Genomic DNA, 20,059 nt, shown 5'->3' with positions numbered 1-20,059 from the left:
TGTGCCGGCTGCGCCGTTTGGCGCGAGGCCAAGGCACTTACATCCCGAACACTCCGGAGAGCAGGAGGTCAATAATTTTGATGCCGACAAACGGTGCGATGATGCCACCGACACCGAAGATGAGCAGGTTGCGGCTCAGCAGTGAGGCAGCCGACCCGGCGCGGTACTTCACGCCCTTGAGAGCCAGCGGAATCAAGGCGACAATCACCAGCGCGTTGAAGATCACTGCAGACAGGATGGCGCTTTCCGGCGAGTGCAGGTTCATGATGTTGAGCTTGTCCAGGCCAGGCAGCGCCGTGACGAACATGGCTGGAATGATGGCGAAGTACTTCGCCACGTCATTGGCAATGGAGAAGGTGGTCAGCGCACCGCGGGTGATCAGCAACTGCTTGCCGATTCCCACCACGTCAATGAGCTTGGTCGGGTCCGAATCCAGGTCCACCATGTTGGCCGCTTCCTTCGCCGCCGACGTACCAGTGTTCATTGCCACGCCCACATCTGCCTGCGCCAATGCCGGTGCATCGTTGGTGCCGTCACCGGTCATGGCGACCAGGCGTCCCTTCGACTGCTCCTTGCGGATCAACTCTAGCTTCTGCTCCGGGGTGGCCTCAGCGAGCACATCGTCGACGCCGGCCTCCTTCGCAATCGCATGCGCCGTCACCGCATTGTCGCCCGTGATCATGACGGTACGAATGCCCATTTCACGCAGCTGATCGAAACGCTCACGCATGCCAGGCTTAACGACGTCCTTGAGATAAATAACACCCAGCACTCGTCCGGACTCACCGCTGGTTACTTCGTCGCCGCCAAATACCTCGGCGACCACCAGCGCGGTACCGCCCGCTTCCGAAATGCGCTGGACAATGCCATCGACCTCGGGCGGCACGGTGGCACCGATGCACTTCATCAGCTTCACAATCTCCGTTGCGGCACCCTTGACTACCTTGCGTTTCTTCTCGCCGCCGGTAGCGGGGAACTCGATACCACTCATACGAGTCTGAGCGGTAAAGGGAATGAAGGTCGCATTGGCATAGACGGATTCGTCGATGCGTTCATTCGATTCGGTTTCCGCGAGCTCGACAATGGAGCGGCCCTCGGGGGTTTCGTCGGCAAGCGAAGAAAGCTGGCAGGCGTGTACCAATTCAGCGTGCGTGGTGTCGCCGACCTCGGAGAACTCCGCAGCCTGACGGTTACCGAAGGTGATGGTGCCGGTCTTGTCTAGCAGCAGCGTGGCGACGTCACCAGCGGCCTCAACCGCACGGCCCGACATGGCCAACACGTTGTGCTGAACCAGGCGGTCCATACCGGCGATACCAATAGCGGACAGCAGCGCGCCGATAGTGGTCGGGATCAGGCAGATCAGCAGTGCGACCAGTACCAATGGGTCCTGCTCAGCGCCGTTGAAGACAGCCATTGGTGCCAAGGCGATGACGACCATGAGGAAGATCAGGGTCAACACGTGCAGCAGGGAACCAAGTGCCAGCTCGTTCGGAGTCTTCTTGCGCTGTGCGCCTTCGACCAGACCAATCATGCGATCCATGAAGCTCTCACCGGGCATGGTGGTGACCTCGATGGCGATGGCGTCGGAAAGCACGCGTGTACCACCGGTGACCGCGCAGCGATCACCGCCGGCCTCGCGGATGACCGGCGCGGACTCACCGGTAATGGCGGACTCATCGACACTGGCAGCGCCGACGATCACGTCGCCATCGGCGGGAATCGGCTCGCCGGCGGAGACGATGACGATGTCACCCGGAACCAGGTCCGTGGCCGCGACCTTGGTGGTCTGCGCGGCTGGGTTCTCCAGTGCTGCAGCGGCGTTGGCGCTGTTGTTGAGCTTGAAGGCATCAGAGGTGGTGCGCGAAGCGCGCAGCGATTCCGCCTGTGCCTTGCCGCGGCCCTCAGCGACGGCTTCCGCCAGCGTTGCAAAAAGTACCGTCAACCACAGCCACACCGTGATGGAAATACTGAACAGCGACGGGTGCGCAATGGCCAGGACCAGCGTAAATGCGGCACCGACTTCGACCAGGAACATCACCGGGGTGGCGATGAGCTGGCGCGGGTTCATCTTGCTCAGCGCCAGCGGCAGAGCCGCTTTCAGTGCGCTGGGAGAAAATGCGGAAGATGCGTTGGAATTCTTGCTCATGACAGGGCCTCCGTCAGCGGACCTAGGACGAGGGTTGGTAGGAAGGTCAGGGCGCTGACGATGATTGCGATGGCAACGGTCAGGCCGACAAACTGCGGTCGGTGAGTTGGCAGGGTGCCAGCGGTCTCGGCGGCTGGTCGCTGCTTGGCGAAGTCACCAGCCAGGCCCAGCACCATGACAATTGGAAGAAAGCGACCAAACAGCATGGCGAAACCGAGGCTCATGTTGAACCACGGGGTATCGGCACCGAAGCCCGCGAATGCCGAACCATTGTTGTTGGACGCACTGGTGAAGGCGTAGATCAGGTCGGAGAAACCGTGCGGTCCGTCAGCGGACACGGAGTCCAGCGTCGACGGCAGCATGGTGGAGATACCGACACCTGCCAGCACCAGCACTGGCATGACCAGGACGTAAAGGCAAACCTTGGTGATTTCCGAAACACCAATGCGCTTGCCCAGGTATTCCGGGGTACGGCCGACCATCAGGCCGGCGATGAATACGGTCAGGATGGCGATGATGAGCATGCCGTAGAGACCGGAGCCCACACCACCAGGGCTGATCTCGCCCAGCAGCATGTTCAGCATGAGCATGCCGCCTGCCAGTGGTGAGTAGCTGGAGTGGAAGCTGTCCACCGCGCCTGTCGACGTCATGGTGGTGGTCACCGCAAAGAAGGAACTCGGCAGCACGCCAAAGCGCATTTCCTTGCCCTCCATGCCGCCACCTTGGAAGGTCTGCAGCGCAGTCTCGCTGGACATAACGACAGCCAGAGAGATGAAGTAGAGCACCGCCATGGTGGACAGAATTGCCCAGCCCTGGCGCTTGTCACCGATGATGACACCGAATGCCCTGGTCAACGAGACCGGAATCAACAGGATAAGGAAGATTTCCAGCATGTTGGTCCACGCATTCGGGTTTTCAAATGGATGCGCGGAGTTGGCGTTGAAGTAGCCACCGCCGTTGGTGCCCAATTCCTTGATGACCTCCTGCGATGCCACGGCACCGCTCGGGATAGTCTGGCTGCCGCCGGTGACAGTCTGGATAGTCTGTGGGGCCGAGAAATTCTGGATGGCACCCTGCGAAATCAGCAGAATTGCACCAATAGCGGCGATGGGCAGCAGCACTCGCAGGACGGTACGAGTCAGATCTACCCAGAAGTTGCCGATGTTGCCGTCACCGTGACGGTTGGCCAGGCCTCGGACCAGCGCCACCGCCACTGCAATACCGACTGCGGCGGAGACGAAGTTCTGAACTGCCAGGCCAGCCATCTGGGTTAGCACTGTCATGGCTTCTTCACCGGAGTAGGACTGCCAGTTGGTGTTGGTGGTAAACGACACCGCGGTGTTCCACGCCTGGTCCGGAGAAACTGGGCCCTTGCCGTGGTTGAGCGGTAGCCACTGCTGCACTCGCTGCAGCAGGTAGACGAAGATGACGCTGACAGCGGAGAAGCTCAACACACTGGCGGTGTACTTTGTCCAGTGCTGGTTGGCCTCTGGGCGCACACCGATGGCGCGGTAGAAACCGCGCTCAACACCCAAGTGTTTATCAGTGGTGAATACCCGCCCCATGTAATTGCCGAGCGGGATGTAAAGGATGGCCAGTGTGGCCATCACGATGATTACCGGGACAAATCCCATAATGACGTTGCTCACGAGAATCGCTCCGGATCAATCAGGGCGACCAGGACATAGCCCAATGCCGCCAAACCTAAAATGGCGCCGACGATCAATTCCCACGTCATAGTTTCTTCACCGCCTTTGCGCAGCCCTGCAGTAGCAGGAAGGCCGCAATGGTGAGTAGAAGAAGCAAAATGTCTACGAACATGACAGTTATAAAACACCCATACCTACTGCGGCGGGCACCTATTAACGCTTTTTTAACACCCGACTGAACTGGGGTTATGCGCTTAGAGATGCGCGAATGCACTTCTGATTAAGAAAGTGCCAATGCAGGTACGCGGCGAATTAATACCAGTTTCGGGGCTGAGTGGACTGAGCAGGCGCACTGGTGTTGCCGACTTATCGATGGTTTTCCGTGACCTGTCGATGACTTCCGTTGTCTTATCGATGGTTTTCCGCCACTTATGCGCACGTTGTGGGGTCTACCTGAGCACTTGTCGATGCGTTATTCACTGATGGCCACGCTATAGCGCATCGACAGGTGAATAGCTCATCGACAAGTGGCCGACCGCCCCTGCCCTCGCCGGCCCCGTCCCCGCCGTCTCCGCACCCAGCCGGACCACGCGCTACCCGAAGGTTTTTGGACACGGAGCATAGGCGCGAAGCATAAAAAAACCGGGCACCACACTTCCTGCGTGATACCCGGTTTTAATGGATTAAGTTAGGCCGAAGCAACCGGCCCGAAGCAACCAACCTAGAAGTGGCTGACTAAGCCTGACTAGTTAGTCCTCCGGAGCAAGCTCGCTTTCAGTAACCCACTTGTGGTTCTTCATGGTCATACCATCATCGTCAATGTCGACCATGTACACCGGCTCCTGGGTGGAGTAGTCAACAGTGCCCTTGGCCCCCTTCATGCCCGCCATATGCTCGGCGTTGATGGTGATCTCGGAGCCGTCGGCAAGCGGTGCTTCGCCTGGGTTCTCCAGCTCCTCATGAACGACCCAGCGGTGGTCCTTCACCGGCTCACTGCCATCGGTCGGGGTGTAGGAAACGGAGTAGGTAGTGGTGTTGAAAACACCAACAACCTTGCCTTCTGCACCCTTCATGCCCGGCATGTGATCGGCGAGAACCTGCACTTCACTGCCGACCGGGAACTTCGCGTTGTCCGCCGCAATCATTCCCTCTGGAGCCGGACCACCATCGGCCGGATGGTCATGGCCGGCCATCGCGTCATCACCGTGGTCACCATGACCGCCATGATCATCGGCATCGTCCATATCATCCATGTCGTCATGGCCCTCAGTGCTGGTGGCCGACACGGAAGAGCTGGTCTCGCTAACAGTGCTGCTTGCCTCAGTACTAGCCGAATCATCGGAGGAGCAACCGGCCAGCACAAGGACGCTGGCGGCACCCGCGGCTACGAGAGCATCTAGTGGTCGAATATTCTTTGCCATGGTTGAGCTCCTTTGTTGTTGGTGTCAATCAATCTATGACCTCAGCCTAACAACGCTCCCCCAGCGTCACCAGGACTTATCGCCCTCGGCGAACAGAGATAGTCCAGCCAGCCTCACCGGTCTGCTCGAAATTGGTGACCTCGTGGCCATCCTTCGCAGCCCACCGCGGAATCGCATCCGTGGCCTGGGTGCAGTCGAATGGAATCACCAGCTCCTCGCCGATCTCAATCTTGCCAATCGCGTCCTTGGCCTCGATCAGCGGGAATGGGCACACCGCGCCGACGGTGTCGAGCTCGTAACGCCCGCCGCCCAGCGGCTTGAGCTTGCCGTCTTCCTGCTTTACGACGCTCCGGTCGAGCAACGCCACCGGCGCGACAGCAAAGGCACCTGCCAGAGGGGAGGCCTCGGTGCCAGCGGCACCGGCACCGGCACCTGCACTGTCGCTACCCGGCAGGGACACAGGCGAAGTAGCATCCGAAGTGACCGGAGCCGTTGCCGATACCGCCGTGTCGTTGGTGGTGGAAGGGGTGCTCGGGACGTCGTTAAGCGAAGGTGCGGACGGCTTCAGCCAAAGCTTTGCGGCGATAGCGACACCTGCGGCGATGGACGCCAGCGCAAGCCAACCCTGGTAGCTGAACAGCGAAGTCTGAACCATGCCATTGCCGACGGTGCAGCCGCCGGCCCATGCAGCGCCGACGCCCATGCAGATGCCGCCGACGACCGAGCGTGCGCCCTGGGTTGCGTCCGGGACGCGGAGGCGGAATTCACCGGAGGCCTTAGCCGCGATGAAGGAGCCAACGAGGATGCCGAGGACGAGGAGGACGCCCCAGTCGAAACGCTCAGTGTCACCAGTAACAACGTAGTTGGCAAGGTTGGAGGACGGAGTCGTGATGCCGAGGCCGTCGTTGCGGCCGGTCGCGGCGGACAGCGGCCATGCGATAACGCCAAGCACACCAACGATGGCGGCGGTGGCGTACACGTGCCAGGCCTTTTCAGTCAGAATGTGCGCGAGACCGGACTTGCGCGGCGCCAGAGTCACCGGACGCGGGCCGGAGAATTCTTCACGCAGGTAGCGTACGGCGAAGTATGCCGTGACGGCGCTCAACGCGATGACCAGGGGCCAGATACTAATGCCCAGAGAGGCGTGGATGCTGGTCAGGCCGACGGTGCGGTCCTTCAGGGAATCCTGCAGGCCGTTGAGGAAGCCAGTCTTCATGGCAGCAGCGGATAGGGCGTAAAAGACCAGTGCGATCCAGGAGCCGATCAGGCCCTCACCGGAGCGGTACCAGGTACCCGAGGCACAGCCACCGGCCAGGACGATACCCAGCCCGAAGATAACGCCACCGACGATAACGGCCAGTGGTGCCAGCTCGTTGTATTCGGGAGTAATCACGCCGGCGCTGGTCAGTGCGGCCAGGCCGATGGCGTGGACGGAAATAACAATCAGCAGGGCGACAAAGCCGCGCCAGCTGCGCTGAGTGAAGATATCGCGCAAGAAGCCGGTGACGCAGAAGCGTCCTCGCTGCATAACAAAGCCGAGCACGGCGCCCAGCGCTAGTCCTGAGATGAGCATGAGAGTGTTTCTCCTAAATTTATGAGCCAGTCCGCCATCAAAGCCATAATGAACAGACCTGTCTATTAGTGGATTAGAAGCTACTCTACACAGCGAAAAAAGTCCAACTTAATGAAGTTTTCACAGGGTAGAACACCTGCCAATAGACAGACCGAACCGTATAGTTGCTGGTGAGAAGCGCAAGTTGTGGCAAGCTAAAACACTATGAGCGCACAGAATTCAGCCCTGGTTGGACACCAGCGACACCAGCGGCTCCTTGCGATGCGCTCGATACTCGACCTTCCTTTTACCCATGCTTTCGCCCTTGACCCTCAGGCGGTCATCGATATTTCCGGCGTGGCCCGCCTCAGCGAGCTCAATGCCAAAAATGTCGTGACAATCGACAGCTTGCGTTCACTCGCCCACACCAACACGCAGGACTTTTACGCCATCGATGACGCGGCAGAAGCTCTGGGCACCGCCTTGCGGATGGCAATTTCCTCCCGGCAGCTACTCTGGTTCAGCTCGCTGCCCGAAAGTGATGTGGACAAGGTACAAAACATCCTCGGCGGCGACATCGTTCATGTGGTGGGCCCGGAACTGGCCGTCGATAAGCTCGATGACAGTACCCTCGAGCTTCCAACTGCACTGAAGCAGCGCGGAGAACCACTGGTGCCCATCGCTATCTCGCCAAGCGAGCTGGTACAGGCCTGGGCACACGGCAGTCGCGTGCAGCAAAAACTGCTCGCTTACCTGCTGGAGGGAACAAATACGCTGGTCATGCAGCAAAAGGATCTGCATGCACTACGCAAAGTCGGGACCAAACTCATCGAGCGCAACCCCGTGTGGCGCCTGCTCTACAACCCGAAAGTGTTGGCCTACCTGGTGGTGATGGTCTACTCTTCGCTCCGCGCGCTACCTGTGGTTTTCGTCCCCGGATTCCACGGCAATGTCTGGGTGCTGTGGAGCATCGACATCATTACCGCTATCCCCTACACCTGGGGAATTGTCGAGATGATCACCGGCCGCTCATTCGGCCGAAGAATGCTGGGGCTCCTGATCACCGTAGTGACTTTCGTCTCGCCCTATGTCTATTTCTGGGCCAACGGACGCGATTATCCGGTGTGGGTCACCATCTTTGTCATTGCGTTAATTGTTGCAGCCTGCGCCGTCGAATACGTCCGCTGGCTGCGCGACCGCGCCATCTCCGCAATCCTGCGCCAACCACCCACCAACTGCCGCTAGCGACCGCTAAGCGAGCGCCGCACGCCGCCAATAATCAGCCAGGCACCGGCGGCAACGTTGACAGCCACAAGCCCGTGGATAGACGCCTTGCTTAACGACGCTGCCATCGTCTCACTTGCGATAAGCATGCCGGTCGAGACAATCCAGATGAACGTTGCGGCAATGTTGGCAATCCGGCCGCGTTCCACGCGGAATGGATGCGTGTAGTGCAGCGGCACCAACGTCATTGCGCTGAAGATAAAAATGGCAGAGATACACACCGCCATCGGCGCGTTCCATACCCACAGCAAGACCGCCACGATATTCCACGCGGCGGGGAAACCAACGAAGTAGTAGTCGCCGGACTTGGCGGCTTCGTTGGCATAGCAGAACATCGACGACACCAGGACCAAAATGATCAGGGCAATCGCCAACGGCCGTGGCCCCAGCGGCAGATACATAACCATGAAAGCCGCGGGTATGGCGGTCCAGGTGAGATAGTCGACGATATTGTCCACCACTGCGCCGTTAAACCACGGGACGACTTCCTTGATGTGATGCTTACGCGCCATATTGCCGTCGACACCATCGACGACGAGGGCAATGCCCAGCCAAAACCACATCCAATGTGGGCGGCCCTCCAACAGTGCGACCGCAGCCAGCGTTGCCCACACCAAACCGGTCAGCGTAAAGGCATGCACAGCCCAGGCGATGACATGCTGGCGCCGGGTGAAGCGGGTGAAGGTCGCGGCGGTGCTGGCAGTATCGGCGCAGGCAGTATCTGGCCCACTGGCGGCACTAGAACTGGCATTGTCGGAGCGGGTAGTAGCGTTCACGGCAGATGTCCTTTAGAGAACAAATGCGCACAACTGCAAACCTTTATCGCAGTTGTGCGCAGAGTCGATTTTTTCAATCGGTGAGTATAACGGCCGATGGGTCGTTTTCCCGTATTTTTACTCGGGCTTGTTCCGAGTTATTTAACGACGATCCTCGAACCAACCGGTAACAGCCGGTGCTGTGTTCTCGTAGACCAGCTTGGCTTCGGTGTACTCCTCCAGGCCGGTCGGGCCCAGCTCACGGCCAATACCGGACTGACCAAAGCCACCCCACTCGGCCTGTGGCAGGTAGGGGCCAAAGTCGTTGATCCAGACGGTACCGTGACGCAGCTCGCGGGAAACGCGCTCAGACACCTCGCGGTTGGATGACCACACCGCACCGGCCAGGCCGTATTCGGTGTCGTTGCCAATCTCGATGGCCTCGTCAACCGTGGTGAAGGTCTCCACCGTCACTACCGGGCCAAAGGCTTCGTCGTGGACGCAGTCCATATCGCGGGTGACCTGGTCAATCACGGTTGGGAGGTAGAAGTAGCCGTCGGCAAGCGAGGCGGAACCATCGGCGGTGGTACCTGCGGCGATCTCGCCGCCTACGCGCACACGAGCGCCCTGCTCACGAGCTCGATCGACGTATGCCGCGACCTTATCCAAGTGCTGCTTCGAAATCAGCGCACCGGTCTCGGCCTTCTCGTCGAGCGGACCGCCGAGCTGGATGTGTCCGGCGCGCTCGACCAGATCGTCGACAAACTTCTCGGCGATGGACTCCTCCACAATCAAGCGAGCGCCCGCCGAGCACACCTGACCGGAGTGCAGGAACGCAGCATTGAGGGCATTGTCCAAAGCGGCTTCGTAATCGGCGTCGGCGAAGATGATGTTCGGGTTCTTGCCGCCGAGCTCAAGCGCGACCTTCTTCACAGACTTAGCCGCTTCACCAGCAATAATCTTGCCAGTGACAAGACCGCCAGTGAAGGAGACCATGTCCACCTTCGGATGCGAGGACAGCGGTGCGCCCGCTTCGGCACCAGCTCCGGTAATGAGGTTGGCAACGCCCGCCGGAACACCCAGATCATCGATGACGTGCATGAGTAGAATTGCTGTGTGCGGAGTCAGCTCCGCCGGCTTGAGCACAAAGGTATTGCCCGTGGCCAGCGCCGGTGCGACCTTCCATGCGGTCTGCAGCAGTGGGTAGTTCCACGGCGTAATCAGACCACAGACACCGACGGGCTCACGCACAAGACGCGCGACGACGGACGGGTCATCCGCATCCACGAGACGACCGGCATCATTGCCTGCAAGCTTCCCGAAGTACTCAAAGCAGGCGATGATGTCATCCATATCGGCTGCCGCCTCTGGCAGGCGCTTACCGGTATCCATGGCCTCTGCCCAGGCAAATTCGTCCTTGCGCTGCCTGATGGCAGCACCGATGTCGAGTACCAACTTGCTGCGCTCAGCTGTGCTCCAGGATGCCCAGGAACCTTCTCCGGTACGTCGGAAAGCAGCGTCGGCGGCGGCGATGGCGCGCTCGGTGTCGGTGGCGTCTGCTTCCGCGACCTCGGCGATGAAAGAGCCGTCGGCCGGGCACTCGATGGTGCGAGTGTTGCCAGCGGCTGCAGCGGACCAGGTGCCGTTGATAAACAGCGTGGTGGCCCCTTCGTGAGATTTGGCGGTCTCGGGTGCGAGAGCCTTATCAGTAGTGGAAGGCTTAAAGGTCATTTAGGAATCCTCCTTGGCGTAGTCATCAGACCATTCGCGGACAGGTTCGGCATTATCGGACAGATCTGAGGTGCCCGGGAGATCAGACTGCATATGCAGGAACTCCAAGTGCCGTTCGTAGAGGTCGAGGACGTCGGAAATCAGCTGCTCTTGGGTGTAGCCATAGACGTCGTAGCCGAGCGAGCCGGTAAGCGTGAAGACCTCGAGACGGTAGTAGTAAATATCAGCATCACTGTCCAGGTGTACCAGGCCAGCGAAAGACGGCGTCAAGTGTTCAACCGGATAGACCTGGTAGCGGAAGCTCATCTCCTCGCCGAAACCGACCTGCAGGTCAATCTGGTCGATGCCAACTTCTTCTGCTGGTTCACGGTGCAGCGTCACTTCGCCGCCACGGTCCCTGATAGCTTCTGCCACCTGTTCAAGCGCGGGCTGTACCACTCGGTCGAGGTAGCGCATGACTGGCTTCTTACCCGGGAAGGACATGGAGCGGGCAAGTCGCTTACGCCAGTCGCCCTGTTCGCCATCTACGGCGCGGCCCGACATCGCCCCATGGAGGGCCCGACGTGTCGAATCCTGTTGCAACAGCTCCAGTCGCAGCGACTTAAACAGGCCATACATCACCAGATAGATGACAAAGGCGAACGGCAGGCCCATCACAATCGTCGCGGACTGCAGTGTCGGAATACCGCCGACGTAGAGCATCGCGATGGTCAGCACACCGACCACGACAGCCCAGAAAATACGGGTCCACTTCTTACCGTCCTGCTGTGTGTCGGTGATCTTCGAAGTGAAGTTACTCATCACCAGTGCTGCCGAGTCAGCCGAGGTGATGTAGAGCAGCAGACCGATCAGGGAGGCGACTGCCGCCACCAACATCGGTGCCGGGTACTGCTCTAGCAGAAGGTAGAAGGCGCGCTCCGGGTAATCCAATGCAGTCTGCCCAAACTCCGAATCGCCACCGATAACCAGGTCCAGAGCCGAGTTACCGAACACCGATACCCACATCAGAACGAAGAGGAATGGAATGGTCAGCGTGCCGACGACAAACTGACGCAGACTACGGCCACGGGAAATGCGAGCCAGGAACAAACCGACGAACGGTGCCCAGGCCACCCACCAAGCCCAGAAGAACAGGGTCCAGGAGTTCAACCATTCCTGCGCTCCGGAGAACGCGTAGGTATCCATAGTCATGGACGGGAACTTCGAGACGTACTCACCGACGTTCATCACCAGTGCGTCAAACAGGAACGCGGTGCGGCCGGTAACCAGGATGTAGAGCATCAAGCAGATGGCCAGGCCAACGTTGAGCTCCGAGAGACGACGAATTCCCTTGTCGACACCGGAAACTGCGGAGGCGATAGCCACCGATACGGCCACGACGATTAGAGCGATCTGCCAGGACGTACTCTCATCCACCCCGAACAGCACACGCAGGCCGTAATTCAGCTGGACGACGCCGATACCCAGCGAGGTTGCGACACCGAAAACGGTACCCAGCATCGCCGCGATTTCGACCGCTTCACCAGCGGGGCCGTGGATGCGCTTGCCGATAATCGGATAGAGCGCCGAACGAATGGTCAGCGGCATGTTCAGGCGATACGCGAAGTAGCCGAATGCCATACCCATCAGGGCGTAGAGTGCCCAACCGGTCACGCCATAGTGGAAGAGCGTGAACACCACTGCCTGACGTGCAGCTTCGATGGTCTCCGCGTCTCCGGTCGGCGGGCCATAAAACTGTGCCACCGGCTCCGCTACCGAGAAGAAGAGCAGGTCAATGCCGATACCCGCCGCAAAGAGCATAGAGGCCCAGGAGAACAGACCAAACTGAGGCTTGGCGTGATCGGGGCCGAGCTTAATCTGTCCCGTTCGCGAGATAGCGACGTAGAGCATGAAGAGCACTGCCACCGTCGCGGTCACAATATAGAACCAGCCGAAGTTCTTCGATACCCAGGCGACAATGCCAGCTAGGGTGTCCGCTGCATTGTCCGGGGCAAAAATAGCCCACAGGGCAATGGCAAGAATGCCAACACCTGAAATAATAAATACAGGCCAGTTGACCTCAGGCTCGGAGGTCACACTCGCTTGCGCTTGTTGTGGAGGGGCCGACTGCGATCGCTGCATTCCTTGCGACGATCCAGATTTTTCCTCCGTTACCTTCTCAGTTGGCGGAGTATCAGACATAGGAAAATCCTTCATATTCGGGAACTAACCCAGCATACCTAGTTTGAATAATCCCTCAAGTTTAAGAATCGATTCAGAAGAATTCTCCAATACCAACATCAACACCTTCACCTGCATATTTACCCAGTTTTCAAGGCGTTTAAAATCATTCCAACTGGAATTGAATACCAATTGTGTGGCATTCTATATAGGTGAAGGGGATTTGAGATACGCCTCCGGCCACTTATTCCAATATCAATATATAGGGCCCGCCTTTAAATATTACTTGGGGCTTATCGGGGCTTATCACAGTCCTTGAAAACCATTCCGATATACATCGGCAAACAACCTACGGAGGTACACCAGAACATGGGAGCTTTCCCGGCTGTCTTCAACTTCGGTAAAAAGAATGGCAACACCACAGTCGAACACCGCGACGTCGTCATCGTTGGCGCGGGCTCTGCCGGCTCTGTGCTGGCTAACCGGCTGTCCGCAGACCACACTCAGCAGGTGCTCGTACTCGAGGCCGGCCGCATGGACTCCCTCTGGGATCTCTACATTCACATGCCTTCGGCGTTCTCCTTCCCAATCGGTAACAAGTACTACGACTGGAAGTACGAATCCGAGCCGGAACCGGAGATGAACGGTCGCCGCATCTACCACGCCCGCGGCAAGGTCGTCGGCGGCTCCTCCTCCATCAACGGCCAGATCTACCAGCGCGGTAACCCCATGGACTACGACAAGTGGGGCGACACCAAGGGGCTAGAGAACTGGGGCTGGAACCACGTTCTGCCTTACTTCAAGCGCATGGAAAATGCACTCGGCTCCGACAAGGACGACCCGCGCCGTGGCCACGACGGCCCACTGCGCATGAAGCGCGGTCCGGCCGATTCTCCGCTGTTCAAGGCCTTCTTCAGGTCTGTTCAGCAGGCTGGCTACAACTACACTCCGGACGTCAACGGCTACCGCCAGGAGGGCTTCGGCCCCTTCGACGCGAACATCGACAAGGGCCGTCGCCTCTCCGCTGCCCGCGCATACCTACACCCAGCCCTGCAGCGTCCAAATCTGGAGCTCCGCACCCGCGCAGAAGCCACCCGCATTCTCTTCGAGGGCACCAAGGCCGTCGGCGTGGAGTACGCCTGGAAGGGGCGCACACGTCAGGTGCGAGCAGACAAGGTCATCCTCTGCGGTGGCGCTTTCAACTCTCCGCAGCTGCTCGAGGTCTCCGGCATTGGCGATGAGAAGGTCTTGAATGCCGCCGGAGTGAACGTCGTCAAGCACCTGCCTGGCGTCGGCGAGAACCTGCAGGACCACCTGGAGGTCTACATTCAGTACAACGCCACCCAGCCGGTGTCTTCACAGCCGTACCTGGAGAAGTGGCGTTGGCCGTTCATTGGCCTGTGGTGGCTGCTCACCCACAAGGGCCCGGTGGCAACGTCGCACTTCGAGGGTGGCGGTTTCGCGCGCTCCAACGACAACGAGCCCTACCCGAACCTGATGTTCCACTTCCTGCCGCTGGCCATGCGTTACGACGGCACGAAGATCGATAGCCCGCACGGTTTCCAGTTCCACGTTGGTCCGATGTACTCGGATGCCCGTGGCCATGTCCACATCACCTCCTCGGACATCAAGGTCAAGCCGTCGATTCTGTTCAACTACCTGTCCACTGATCAGGACCGCCGTGAATGGGTCGAGGCTGTGAAGGTCTCCCGTAAGCTGCTGGACACTCCGGCAATGAAGGAGTACACCGACGGCGAGATTTCCCCGGGTGCAGATGTGCAGACCGACGAGGAGATTCTCGAGTGGGTCCGCAAGGATGCCGAGACCGCACTGCACCCATCCTGCACCTGCAAGATGGGACCGGCCTCCGACGAGATGGCCGTGGTCGATCCGGAAACCATGCAGGTTCACGGCACCGAGGGCCTCTACGTGGTTGACGCTTCGGTCATGCCGGGCATCACCAACGGCAATATCTACGCACCGACCATGATGATTGCCGAAAAGGCTGCTGACCTCATCGCCGACAAGACTCCGCTGGCACCGCAGGACATTCCGTTCTACCGCGCCGGCCAGGGCATGCCGCTGGATCCACCGGAGAACAATAAGTAGTTCTTGAGGCGGTAGCGGGTAGCGCGGAGTCTATTGCGCAACGCCGTTCGTCGGCATTGGCCGGGTTCTCCCACATGGGGGAATCCGGCCTTAGTGTTACTCTCGCCCTATGAGCAGCACAACCTCGCAATCACCCGAAAACCTACGACGCTCATCAATCATCTTGGCTCCGATGGCCGGTGGTCCATCCACGCCCGAACTCGTCGCTGCAGTTTCCAATGCTGGTGGGGTTGGCACGCTTGCCGCCGGCTATCTCACTGTTGAAAAGCTCACTGAACAGGCACGGCAGACGTGCGCACTGCTTGACGACGGCAAAGGTTTCGGCATCAACCTCTTCTGCCCCAACACGGCTGACGCCGGTGGCGGAACCTCCGAGGAGGGGCTTGCGCAGTGGACCACGTTTCGCGGCCACTTAGCACCGGCAGCAGACCACTTCGACATCGACTTGCCCGATGCTCCGACCTGGTCAGATGACTACTTCTCGGCGAAAGTCGAGGCAATTCTCGCTGATGATTTTCTGCCCAACCCCGACGCGCTGGAGTTCGTCTCCTTCACCTTTGGCTATCCAGATAAAGAGGTCATTGCTCGGGTAAAGGAATCTGGCCGCAAAGTGGTGCTGAATGCGACCTCAATTGAGGGGGTGCGGGCGGCGGCTGCAGCCGGCGCTGATCGCATTGTTCTGCAGGGATTAGCTGCGGGTGGACACCGCGCATTCGTGAAGGGCAAGGACTCGTCCGACAACATTGGGGCCTCTGTAGAGAAGCTCGCCCAAGCAGTCACCGAGGCGAGTGCAGTTACCGATGCACCCATCATCGCCGCTGGTGGGGTGGGTAACCGAGAGGACGTCGTCAAGCTTTTGGGTGCTGGTGCGACAGCTGTACAAGTTGGCACACGGTTCCTCACCACCGCAGAGGCGGGTACGAAGGAGACGCACCGACGGGCATTGCGTGAGCTCACGGAGCGCGGCACCGTTTTGACCCACGCCTTTTCCGGCAAGCCCGCGCGGGCAATTGAGAACACGTTTACCCGGGAGTTTTCTAGGGTCGCGCCGGAACTTTATCCGCAATTGCACTACTTGACCACGCCAATCCGTGGTACCGCGAATCAGGCCGGCGATCCAGAATATCTCAACTTATGGGCGGGTATTGCTTTTTCTCAGTGCGAGAACCAAACTGCGGGCGAGGTTGTTGCGGAGCTTTCCGGCTCAGCCGAGTAATACGAAGCCACCGAAGCTACAAACAGCACAATGACCAGCCCCGGGCATACATCGTGGCTGGTCATTCGGCTTTATTTGTGACGATGGCTTTTATGCCGACGGCGCAGTTGTGGCGTTAGGCGTCGAGCAGCCAATCGTTCGGGCTGAACAGCTCGAAGTGAACGTTATTGCGGTCAATACCGCGATCGGCGAGCTGCTGGCGAATGGCCTGCAGGAAACCATTGCCACCACAGAGGTAGAACTGAGCACCCTCCGGCAGCTCCGTATCAGCCAGATTCATCAAATCCGGCTCGTACCACACCTGCTGGCGGGCATTGGCTAGCGCAGAGACTGCGTTATTGCGTTCTGCACGCAGTGCGTCGGTGTTCTCGGCGCGGTCCGCGTGGAGGACGACAACATCACGCTTAGAGTCGGCGGCCACCAGGGCATCCAGCATGCCGATCATGGGGGTGGCGCCAATACCTGCGGAAATGAGCACTACCGGGTCATCGGACTTTGCATCCAACACCAGGTCACCTGCAGGCAGAGAAATTTCGATGGCATCGCCCGACTGCACCTTTTCCCACAGCTGTGTGGAAACTTCGCCAGCCGGCAGGTCCTCGGAGGCATCGACACGACGAACCGCGAAGGTCAGAACAACTTCCTCGCCGCCGACCAGAGAGTATTGCCGTAGCTGGCCGGCGCCGTCCGGCATGGTCTGGCGCACAGAGATGTACTGTCCTGGGAGGTAGGAAACGGGGGTTTCGTCGTCAAGCTTGACGGAGAACACTGCGACGTCATCACCGCGCTCTTCACGGGAGACGACGTGAGCGGCGCGGAAGACATCGCCTGCTTCGACACCGAGGTCGTCATAGAGCCCCTTCTCGAAGTTGATGAGAACACGCTCCATCTCCAGGTAGACGGCATCCCACGCATCGCGGACAGCTCCCTGAAAGACCTCTGGGGTGAGGATTTCCTCGATGGCATCGAAGAGGTGCTTGTGTACGATTGGGTACTGCTCCGGCTTGATACCAACGGAGATGTGCTTGTGGCCGATGCGGGAAAGCAGTTCTTCCGGGGCGGGAGCATCTGGGTCGACCAGGGTAGCTGCGAAGGTAGCGACGGATGCCGCCAGCGCCTTCTGCTGAGCACCCTGCTTCTGGTTGCCGCGGTTGAAGGTATCGGCAATGAGCTCCGGGTGAGCAGCGAACATCCGGTTATAGAAGTTCGGCGTGATTTTCTCGATGTTGGCACCGACAACGGGCAGGGTTTGGGTGATGACTTCAGCCTGCTCTGGGGTCAGGCCGTTCTTGTTGACATTCAGGTTTGGCATGACTTCACAATAACACCATATTGCGCATTCCGTTTGCGTATTATCACCCAATGGTGTCCCTAACTACTCTATGCGGTTGAGTTTTACCCGTCTTGAACTGCACAAATGGCAATGTCGAAAACTTCACCAGAAAACTTCGACAGCACCATTTTTAGCTTTTTCAACCCGCGGTCAGGCCTTCAGCTCTGCACCTAAACCGGACGAATATTGAGCTGGGTACTCCCCTGCGGACCGCCTCCCTCGGGGCGATTGGCATCCACACCATTAGCCGATTTGGGCGGAATGAGATCAGCAATCAACACTGGATCCAGTGCGGCAAAGAACGCCTCCTGCGCAGCCGCTAACTTGCCACGCAACAGGCACGTCGGCAGTAATGGGCAGTCAGTGCCGACACAATCGACGACCTCGTTGTTTTCCAAAGTGCGCAGCAGCTTGCCGACGGATTTTTCCGTAGCCGACTCGCGCAGATAGATGCCACCATTGCGCCCCTTGACCGCCTCCAAGAAGCCGAGCTCCACAAGTCGTGAGACAACCTTGGAAACATGCGCGCGAGACGCATTGAGAGACTCCGCCACCTCGGCAGCGGTGTACTTGCGCCCCGGCTCCCCCATCGCCATCAAAGTGATGACACGCAGGCTCAAATCAGAGAAAAGCGTTAATTGCATTGCGTGTCACCCTTCATCGTTGTACTGCACAAACCACCCCCTTGCCAGCCACTTCGGGCAACAAGGGGGTGGTTCTAGGTTCTAGCTTTTAGCAAGGCTAGCTAGCAAGATCTTAGTCCTGCAGGCTCTTCTCGATACGGGCCTTCAGAGCCTCGAACTCGTCCCAGACCTCCTGCGGAACGCGGTCGCCGAGGAACTTCAGCCACTCCTCGTTGTCCGGGAGGTCACCCTGCCACTTAGCAGCCGGTGCCTTCAGGGCTTCCTTGACATCGGCGAAGTCGATGTCCAGGCCAGTCAGGTCCAGGTCCTCTGCCTTAGCGGTGTGACCAACAACGGTCTCCTTGGCGCCAACACGGCCCTCAATGCGGTCGATGATCCACTTGAGAACGCGAGAGTTGTCACCGAAGCCCGGCCACAGGAAGCGGCCGTCTTCGCCACGGCGGAACCAGTTGACCAGGAAGACCTCTGGCATCTTGTCGCCGCCCTTGGCGCCCATGTCGATCCAGTGCTGCAGGTAGTCACCGACGTTGTAGCCAATGAACGGCAGCATTGCCATCGGGTCGTGACGCAGGGAGCCGACCTTGGCCTCAGCGGAAGCAGCGGTCTGGCCGGAAGCCAGGGTTGCACCGATGAAGGTTGCGTGGTTCCAGGACAGTGCCTGGGTTACCAGCGGCACAGTGTCCGGGCGGCGGCCACCGAACAGGATGGCGTCGATCGGGACACCCTGCGGGTCGTCGTACTCCGGTGCGGCGACCGGGCACTGCGAAATCGGGGTGCAGTAACGGGAGTTCGGGTGCGAGGACAGCTCGTCGGAATCCGGAGTCCAGTCATTGCCCTTCCAGTCAATGAGGTGATCCGGCTTGCCTTCCACGCCTTCCCACCAGACGTCACCATCGTCGGTCAGTGCGACGTTGGTGAACAGGGTGTTACCGGCCTCCATGGTCTTCATGGCGTTCGGGTTGGAGGAGTAGTTGGTGCCCGGCGCAACACCGAAGAAGCCGTTCTCCGGGTTAACAGCGTACAGGCGACCGTCCTCACCGAACTTCAGCCATGCAATGTCGTCGCCGACGACCTCGGCCTTCCAGCCCTCGATGGTCGGAGTCAGCATAGCCAGGTTGGTCTTACCACATGCAGACGGGAATGCAGCGGCGATGTGGTAGGCCTTGCCCTCCGGATTAGTGAGCTTCAGGATGAGCATGTGCTCAGCCATCCAGCCCTCTTCCTTGGCCATGACCGAAGCGATACGCAGTGCGTAGCACTTCTTGGCCAGGATGGCGTTTCCGCCGTAGCCGGAACCGTAGGACCAAATCTCCTTGGTCTCCGGGAACTGGGTGATGTACTTCTCATCGTTGCACGGCCATGCAACGTCCTCCTGGCCCTCCTCCAGCGGAGCGCCAACGGAGTGCAGAGCGTGGACGAAGTCTCCGTCCGGGCCAATCTTGTCCAGGGCATCCTGACCCATGCGGGTCATGATTCGCATAGAGAGAACCACGTACTCCGAGTCGGTCAGCTGAACACCCAGCTTCGGCTCCGGGTCGGTGATCGGACCCATGCAGAACGGAACGACGAACATGGTGCGGCCCTTCATGGAACCGCGGTAGTGCTCGGTCATTTCCTTCTTCAGCTCGACCGGATCCGCCCAGTTGTTGGTCGGGCCAGCGTCCTCTTCCTTTTCAGAAGCGATGAACGTGCGGGACTCCACACGAGCAACGTCCTTCGGGTTAGAGCGGGCAAGGAAAGAGTTCGGGCGCTTTTCCTCATTCAGCTTGATAAGAGTTCCCTTATCAACCAGGTCCTGGGTAAGGCGGTTCCACTCTTCTTCCGAGCCATCAGCAAAGACAACCTTGTCTGGCTGGGTCAGTTCTACGACCTCAGCAATCCAGCGCAGCAGTTCGGAGTTCTCGGTCGGGGCCTGGCCCTCGAGACCAGGAATAGAAGGTGCGGACATCAGTTCTCCTGACTCATTGATTCGCGTCTTAATTTAAGGCTACCGGGGGATACCGAAAGTTGCCGGGCCCCACATCGACAATCTGCTCGTTCCCGCATTTACAAGCCGTTA

General features: G+C 59.2%; 14 protein-coding genes. 3 read left to right on the top strand and 11 right to left on the bottom strand.

What is annotated here, in order from left to right; all coding sequences use genetic code 11:
• Nucleotides 1-37: 37 nt before the first annotated feature.
• The 5 genes from kdpB to HMPREF2787_RS06370 form a co-directional block, all read right to left on the bottom strand.
• Nucleotides 38-2,146 carry a potassium-transporting ATPase subunit KdpB gene (gene kdpB, locus HMPREF2787_RS06390; protein WP_070858813.1) on the bottom strand — a complete coding sequence of 703 codons (2,109 nt, stop codon included), beginning with the start codon at nucleotides 2,144-2,146 and terminating at the stop codon, nucleotides 38-40.
• Complete coding sequence (kdpA, locus tag HMPREF2787_RS06385) at nucleotides 2,143-3,795, bottom strand: potassium-transporting ATPase subunit KdpA (RefSeq protein WP_070858811.1); 1,653 nt, start codon at nucleotides 3,793-3,795, stop codon at nucleotides 2,143-2,145. The genes kdpB and kdpA overlap by 4 nt, the downstream gene beginning before the upstream one ends.
• Nucleotides 3,792-3,884: a potassium-transporting ATPase subunit F gene (locus HMPREF2787_RS06380; RefSeq protein ID WP_016421618.1), complete on the bottom strand. Its 93-nt coding sequence runs from the start codon at nucleotides 3,882-3,884 to the stop codon at nucleotides 3,792-3,794. The genes kdpA and HMPREF2787_RS06380 overlap by 4 nt, the downstream gene beginning before the upstream one ends.
• Nucleotides 3,885-4,544: 660 nt before the next feature.
• Complete coding sequence (locus HMPREF2787_RS06375) at nucleotides 4,545-5,216, bottom strand: YdhK family protein (protein WP_187404924.1); 672 nt, start codon at nucleotides 5,214-5,216, stop codon at nucleotides 4,545-4,547.
• 76 nt (nucleotides 5,217-5,292) lie between these two features.
• On the bottom strand, nucleotides 5,293-6,789 hold the full coding sequence (locus HMPREF2787_RS06370) for a YeeE/YedE thiosulfate transporter family protein (protein ID WP_070858810.1): 1,497 nt from the start codon (nucleotides 6,787-6,789) through the stop codon (nucleotides 5,293-5,295).
• 204 nt (nucleotides 6,790-6,993) lie between these two features.
• Between HMPREF2787_RS06370 and HMPREF2787_RS06365 the strand changes: the two genes are divergently transcribed.
• Nucleotides 6,994-8,013, top strand: coding sequence for a hypothetical protein (locus HMPREF2787_RS06365; RefSeq protein ID WP_070549958.1), 1,020 nt, complete (start codon nucleotides 6,994-6,996; stop codon nucleotides 8,011-8,013).
• Here the strand turns inward: HMPREF2787_RS06365 and HMPREF2787_RS06360 are convergent.
• From HMPREF2787_RS06360 to betT, 3 genes are all read right to left on the bottom strand, one after another.
• Nucleotides 8,010-8,828: a CDP-alcohol phosphatidyltransferase family protein gene (locus HMPREF2787_RS06360; RefSeq protein ID WP_083295729.1), complete on the bottom strand. Its 819-nt coding sequence runs from the start codon at nucleotides 8,826-8,828 to the stop codon at nucleotides 8,010-8,012. The genes HMPREF2787_RS06365 and HMPREF2787_RS06360 overlap by 4 nt on opposite strands.
• A gap of 141 nt (nucleotides 8,829-8,969) precedes the next feature.
• The gene (locus HMPREF2787_RS06355; RefSeq protein WP_070858808.1) at nucleotides 8,970-10,538 is read right to left on the bottom strand and encodes an aldehyde dehydrogenase family protein; all 1,569 of its coding nucleotides are present in this window, start codon (nucleotides 10,536-10,538) and stop codon (nucleotides 8,970-8,972) included.
• Entirely contained in the window at nucleotides 10,539-12,719 is a 2,181-nt protein-coding gene (betT, locus tag HMPREF2787_RS06350) for a choline BCCT transporter BetT (RefSeq protein WP_049190998.1), read from the bottom strand.
• A gap of 348 nt (nucleotides 12,720-13,067) precedes the next feature.
• On the opposite strand from betT, the gene betA reads away from it, so the two are divergent.
• Together betA and HMPREF2787_RS06340 are read left to right on the top strand one after the other, a co-directional pair.
• Complete coding sequence (gene betA / locus HMPREF2787_RS06345; RefSeq protein ID WP_070858806.1) at nucleotides 13,068-14,807, top strand: choline dehydrogenase; 1,740 nt, start codon at nucleotides 13,068-13,070, stop codon at nucleotides 14,805-14,807.
• 109 nt (nucleotides 14,808-14,916) lie between these two features.
• Nucleotides 14,917-16,023: an NAD(P)H-dependent flavin oxidoreductase gene (locus HMPREF2787_RS06340; RefSeq protein ID WP_070858803.1), complete on the top strand. Its 1,107-nt coding sequence runs from the start codon at nucleotides 14,917-14,919 to the stop codon at nucleotides 16,021-16,023.
• A 115-nt stretch (nucleotides 16,024-16,138) separates the two neighbouring features.
• On the opposite strand, the gene HMPREF2787_RS06335 is transcribed toward HMPREF2787_RS06340, so the two are convergent.
• The 3 genes from HMPREF2787_RS06335 to HMPREF2787_RS06325 form a co-directional block, all read right to left on the bottom strand.
• The gene (locus tag HMPREF2787_RS06335) at nucleotides 16,139-17,335 is read right to left on the bottom strand and encodes a globin domain-containing protein (protein WP_070858802.1); all 1,197 of its coding nucleotides are present in this window, start codon (nucleotides 17,333-17,335) and stop codon (nucleotides 16,139-16,141) included.
• Nucleotides 17,336-17,526: 191 nt separating this feature from the next.
• The gene (locus HMPREF2787_RS06330) at nucleotides 17,527-18,000 is read right to left on the bottom strand and encodes an Rrf2 family transcriptional regulator (RefSeq protein WP_070549952.1); all 474 of its coding nucleotides are present in this window, start codon (nucleotides 17,998-18,000) and stop codon (nucleotides 17,527-17,529) included.
• A 112-nt stretch (nucleotides 18,001-18,112) separates the two neighbouring features.
• On the bottom strand, nucleotides 18,113-19,948 hold the full coding sequence (locus tag HMPREF2787_RS06325; RefSeq protein WP_070858799.1) for a phosphoenolpyruvate carboxykinase (GTP): 1,836 nt from the start codon (nucleotides 19,946-19,948) through the stop codon (nucleotides 18,113-18,115).
• Nucleotides 19,949-20,059 lie beyond the last annotated feature (111 nt).

Source organism: Corynebacterium sp. HMSC061H03 (assembly GCF_001838215.1).
GTDB lineage: Bacteria > Actinomycetota > Actinomycetes > Mycobacteriales > Mycobacteriaceae > Corynebacterium > Corynebacterium jeikeium_D.
Note: the sequence above shows the minus strand (reverse complement) of the source record. Positions and strands in the feature narration are given on the sequence as shown.

Excerpts from the sequence above, each read along its gene's own strand:
- kdpB (WP_070858813.1), bottom strand. The coding sequence starts at position 2,146 with ATGAGCAAGAATTCCAACGCATCTTCCGCATTTTCTCCCAGCGCACTG.
- HMPREF2787_RS06380 (WP_016421618.1), bottom strand. The coding sequence starts at position 3,884 with ATGACGTGGGAATTGATCGTCGGCGCCATTTTAGGTTTGGCGGCATTG.
- HMPREF2787_RS06375 (WP_187404924.1), bottom strand. The coding sequence starts at position 5,216 with ATGGCAAAGAATATTCGACCACTAGATGCTCTCGTAGCCGCGGGTGCC.
- HMPREF2787_RS06370 (WP_070858810.1), bottom strand. The coding sequence starts at position 6,789 with ATGCTCATCTCAGGACTAGCGCTGGGCGCCGTGCTCGGCTTTGTTATG.
- HMPREF2787_RS06365 (WP_070549958.1), top strand. The coding sequence starts at position 6,994 with ATGAGCGCACAGAATTCAGCCCTGGTTGGACACCAGCGACACCAGCGG.
- HMPREF2787_RS06355 (WP_070858808.1), bottom strand. The coding sequence starts at position 10,538 with ATGACCTTTAAGCCTTCCACTACTGATAAGGCTCTCGCACCCGAGACC.
- betT (WP_049190998.1), bottom strand. The coding sequence starts at position 12,719 with ATGTCTGATACTCCGCCAACTGAGAAGGTAACGGAGGAAAAATCTGGA.
- betA (WP_070858806.1), top strand. The coding sequence starts at position 13,068 with ATGGGAGCTTTCCCGGCTGTCTTCAACTTCGGTAAAAAGAATGGCAAC.
- HMPREF2787_RS06340 (WP_070858803.1), top strand. The coding sequence starts at position 14,917 with ATGAGCAGCACAACCTCGCAATCACCCGAAAACCTACGACGCTCATCA.
- HMPREF2787_RS06335 (WP_070858802.1), bottom strand. The coding sequence starts at position 17,335 with ATGCCAAACCTGAATGTCAACAAGAACGGCCTGACCCCAGAGCAGGCT.
- HMPREF2787_RS06330 (WP_070549952.1), bottom strand. The coding sequence starts at position 18,000 with ATGCAATTAACGCTTTTCTCTGATTTGAGCCTGCGTGTCATCACTTTG.
- HMPREF2787_RS06325 (WP_070858799.1), bottom strand. The coding sequence starts at position 19,948 with ATGTCCGCACCTTCTATTCCTGGTCTCGAGGGCCAGGCCCCGACCGAG.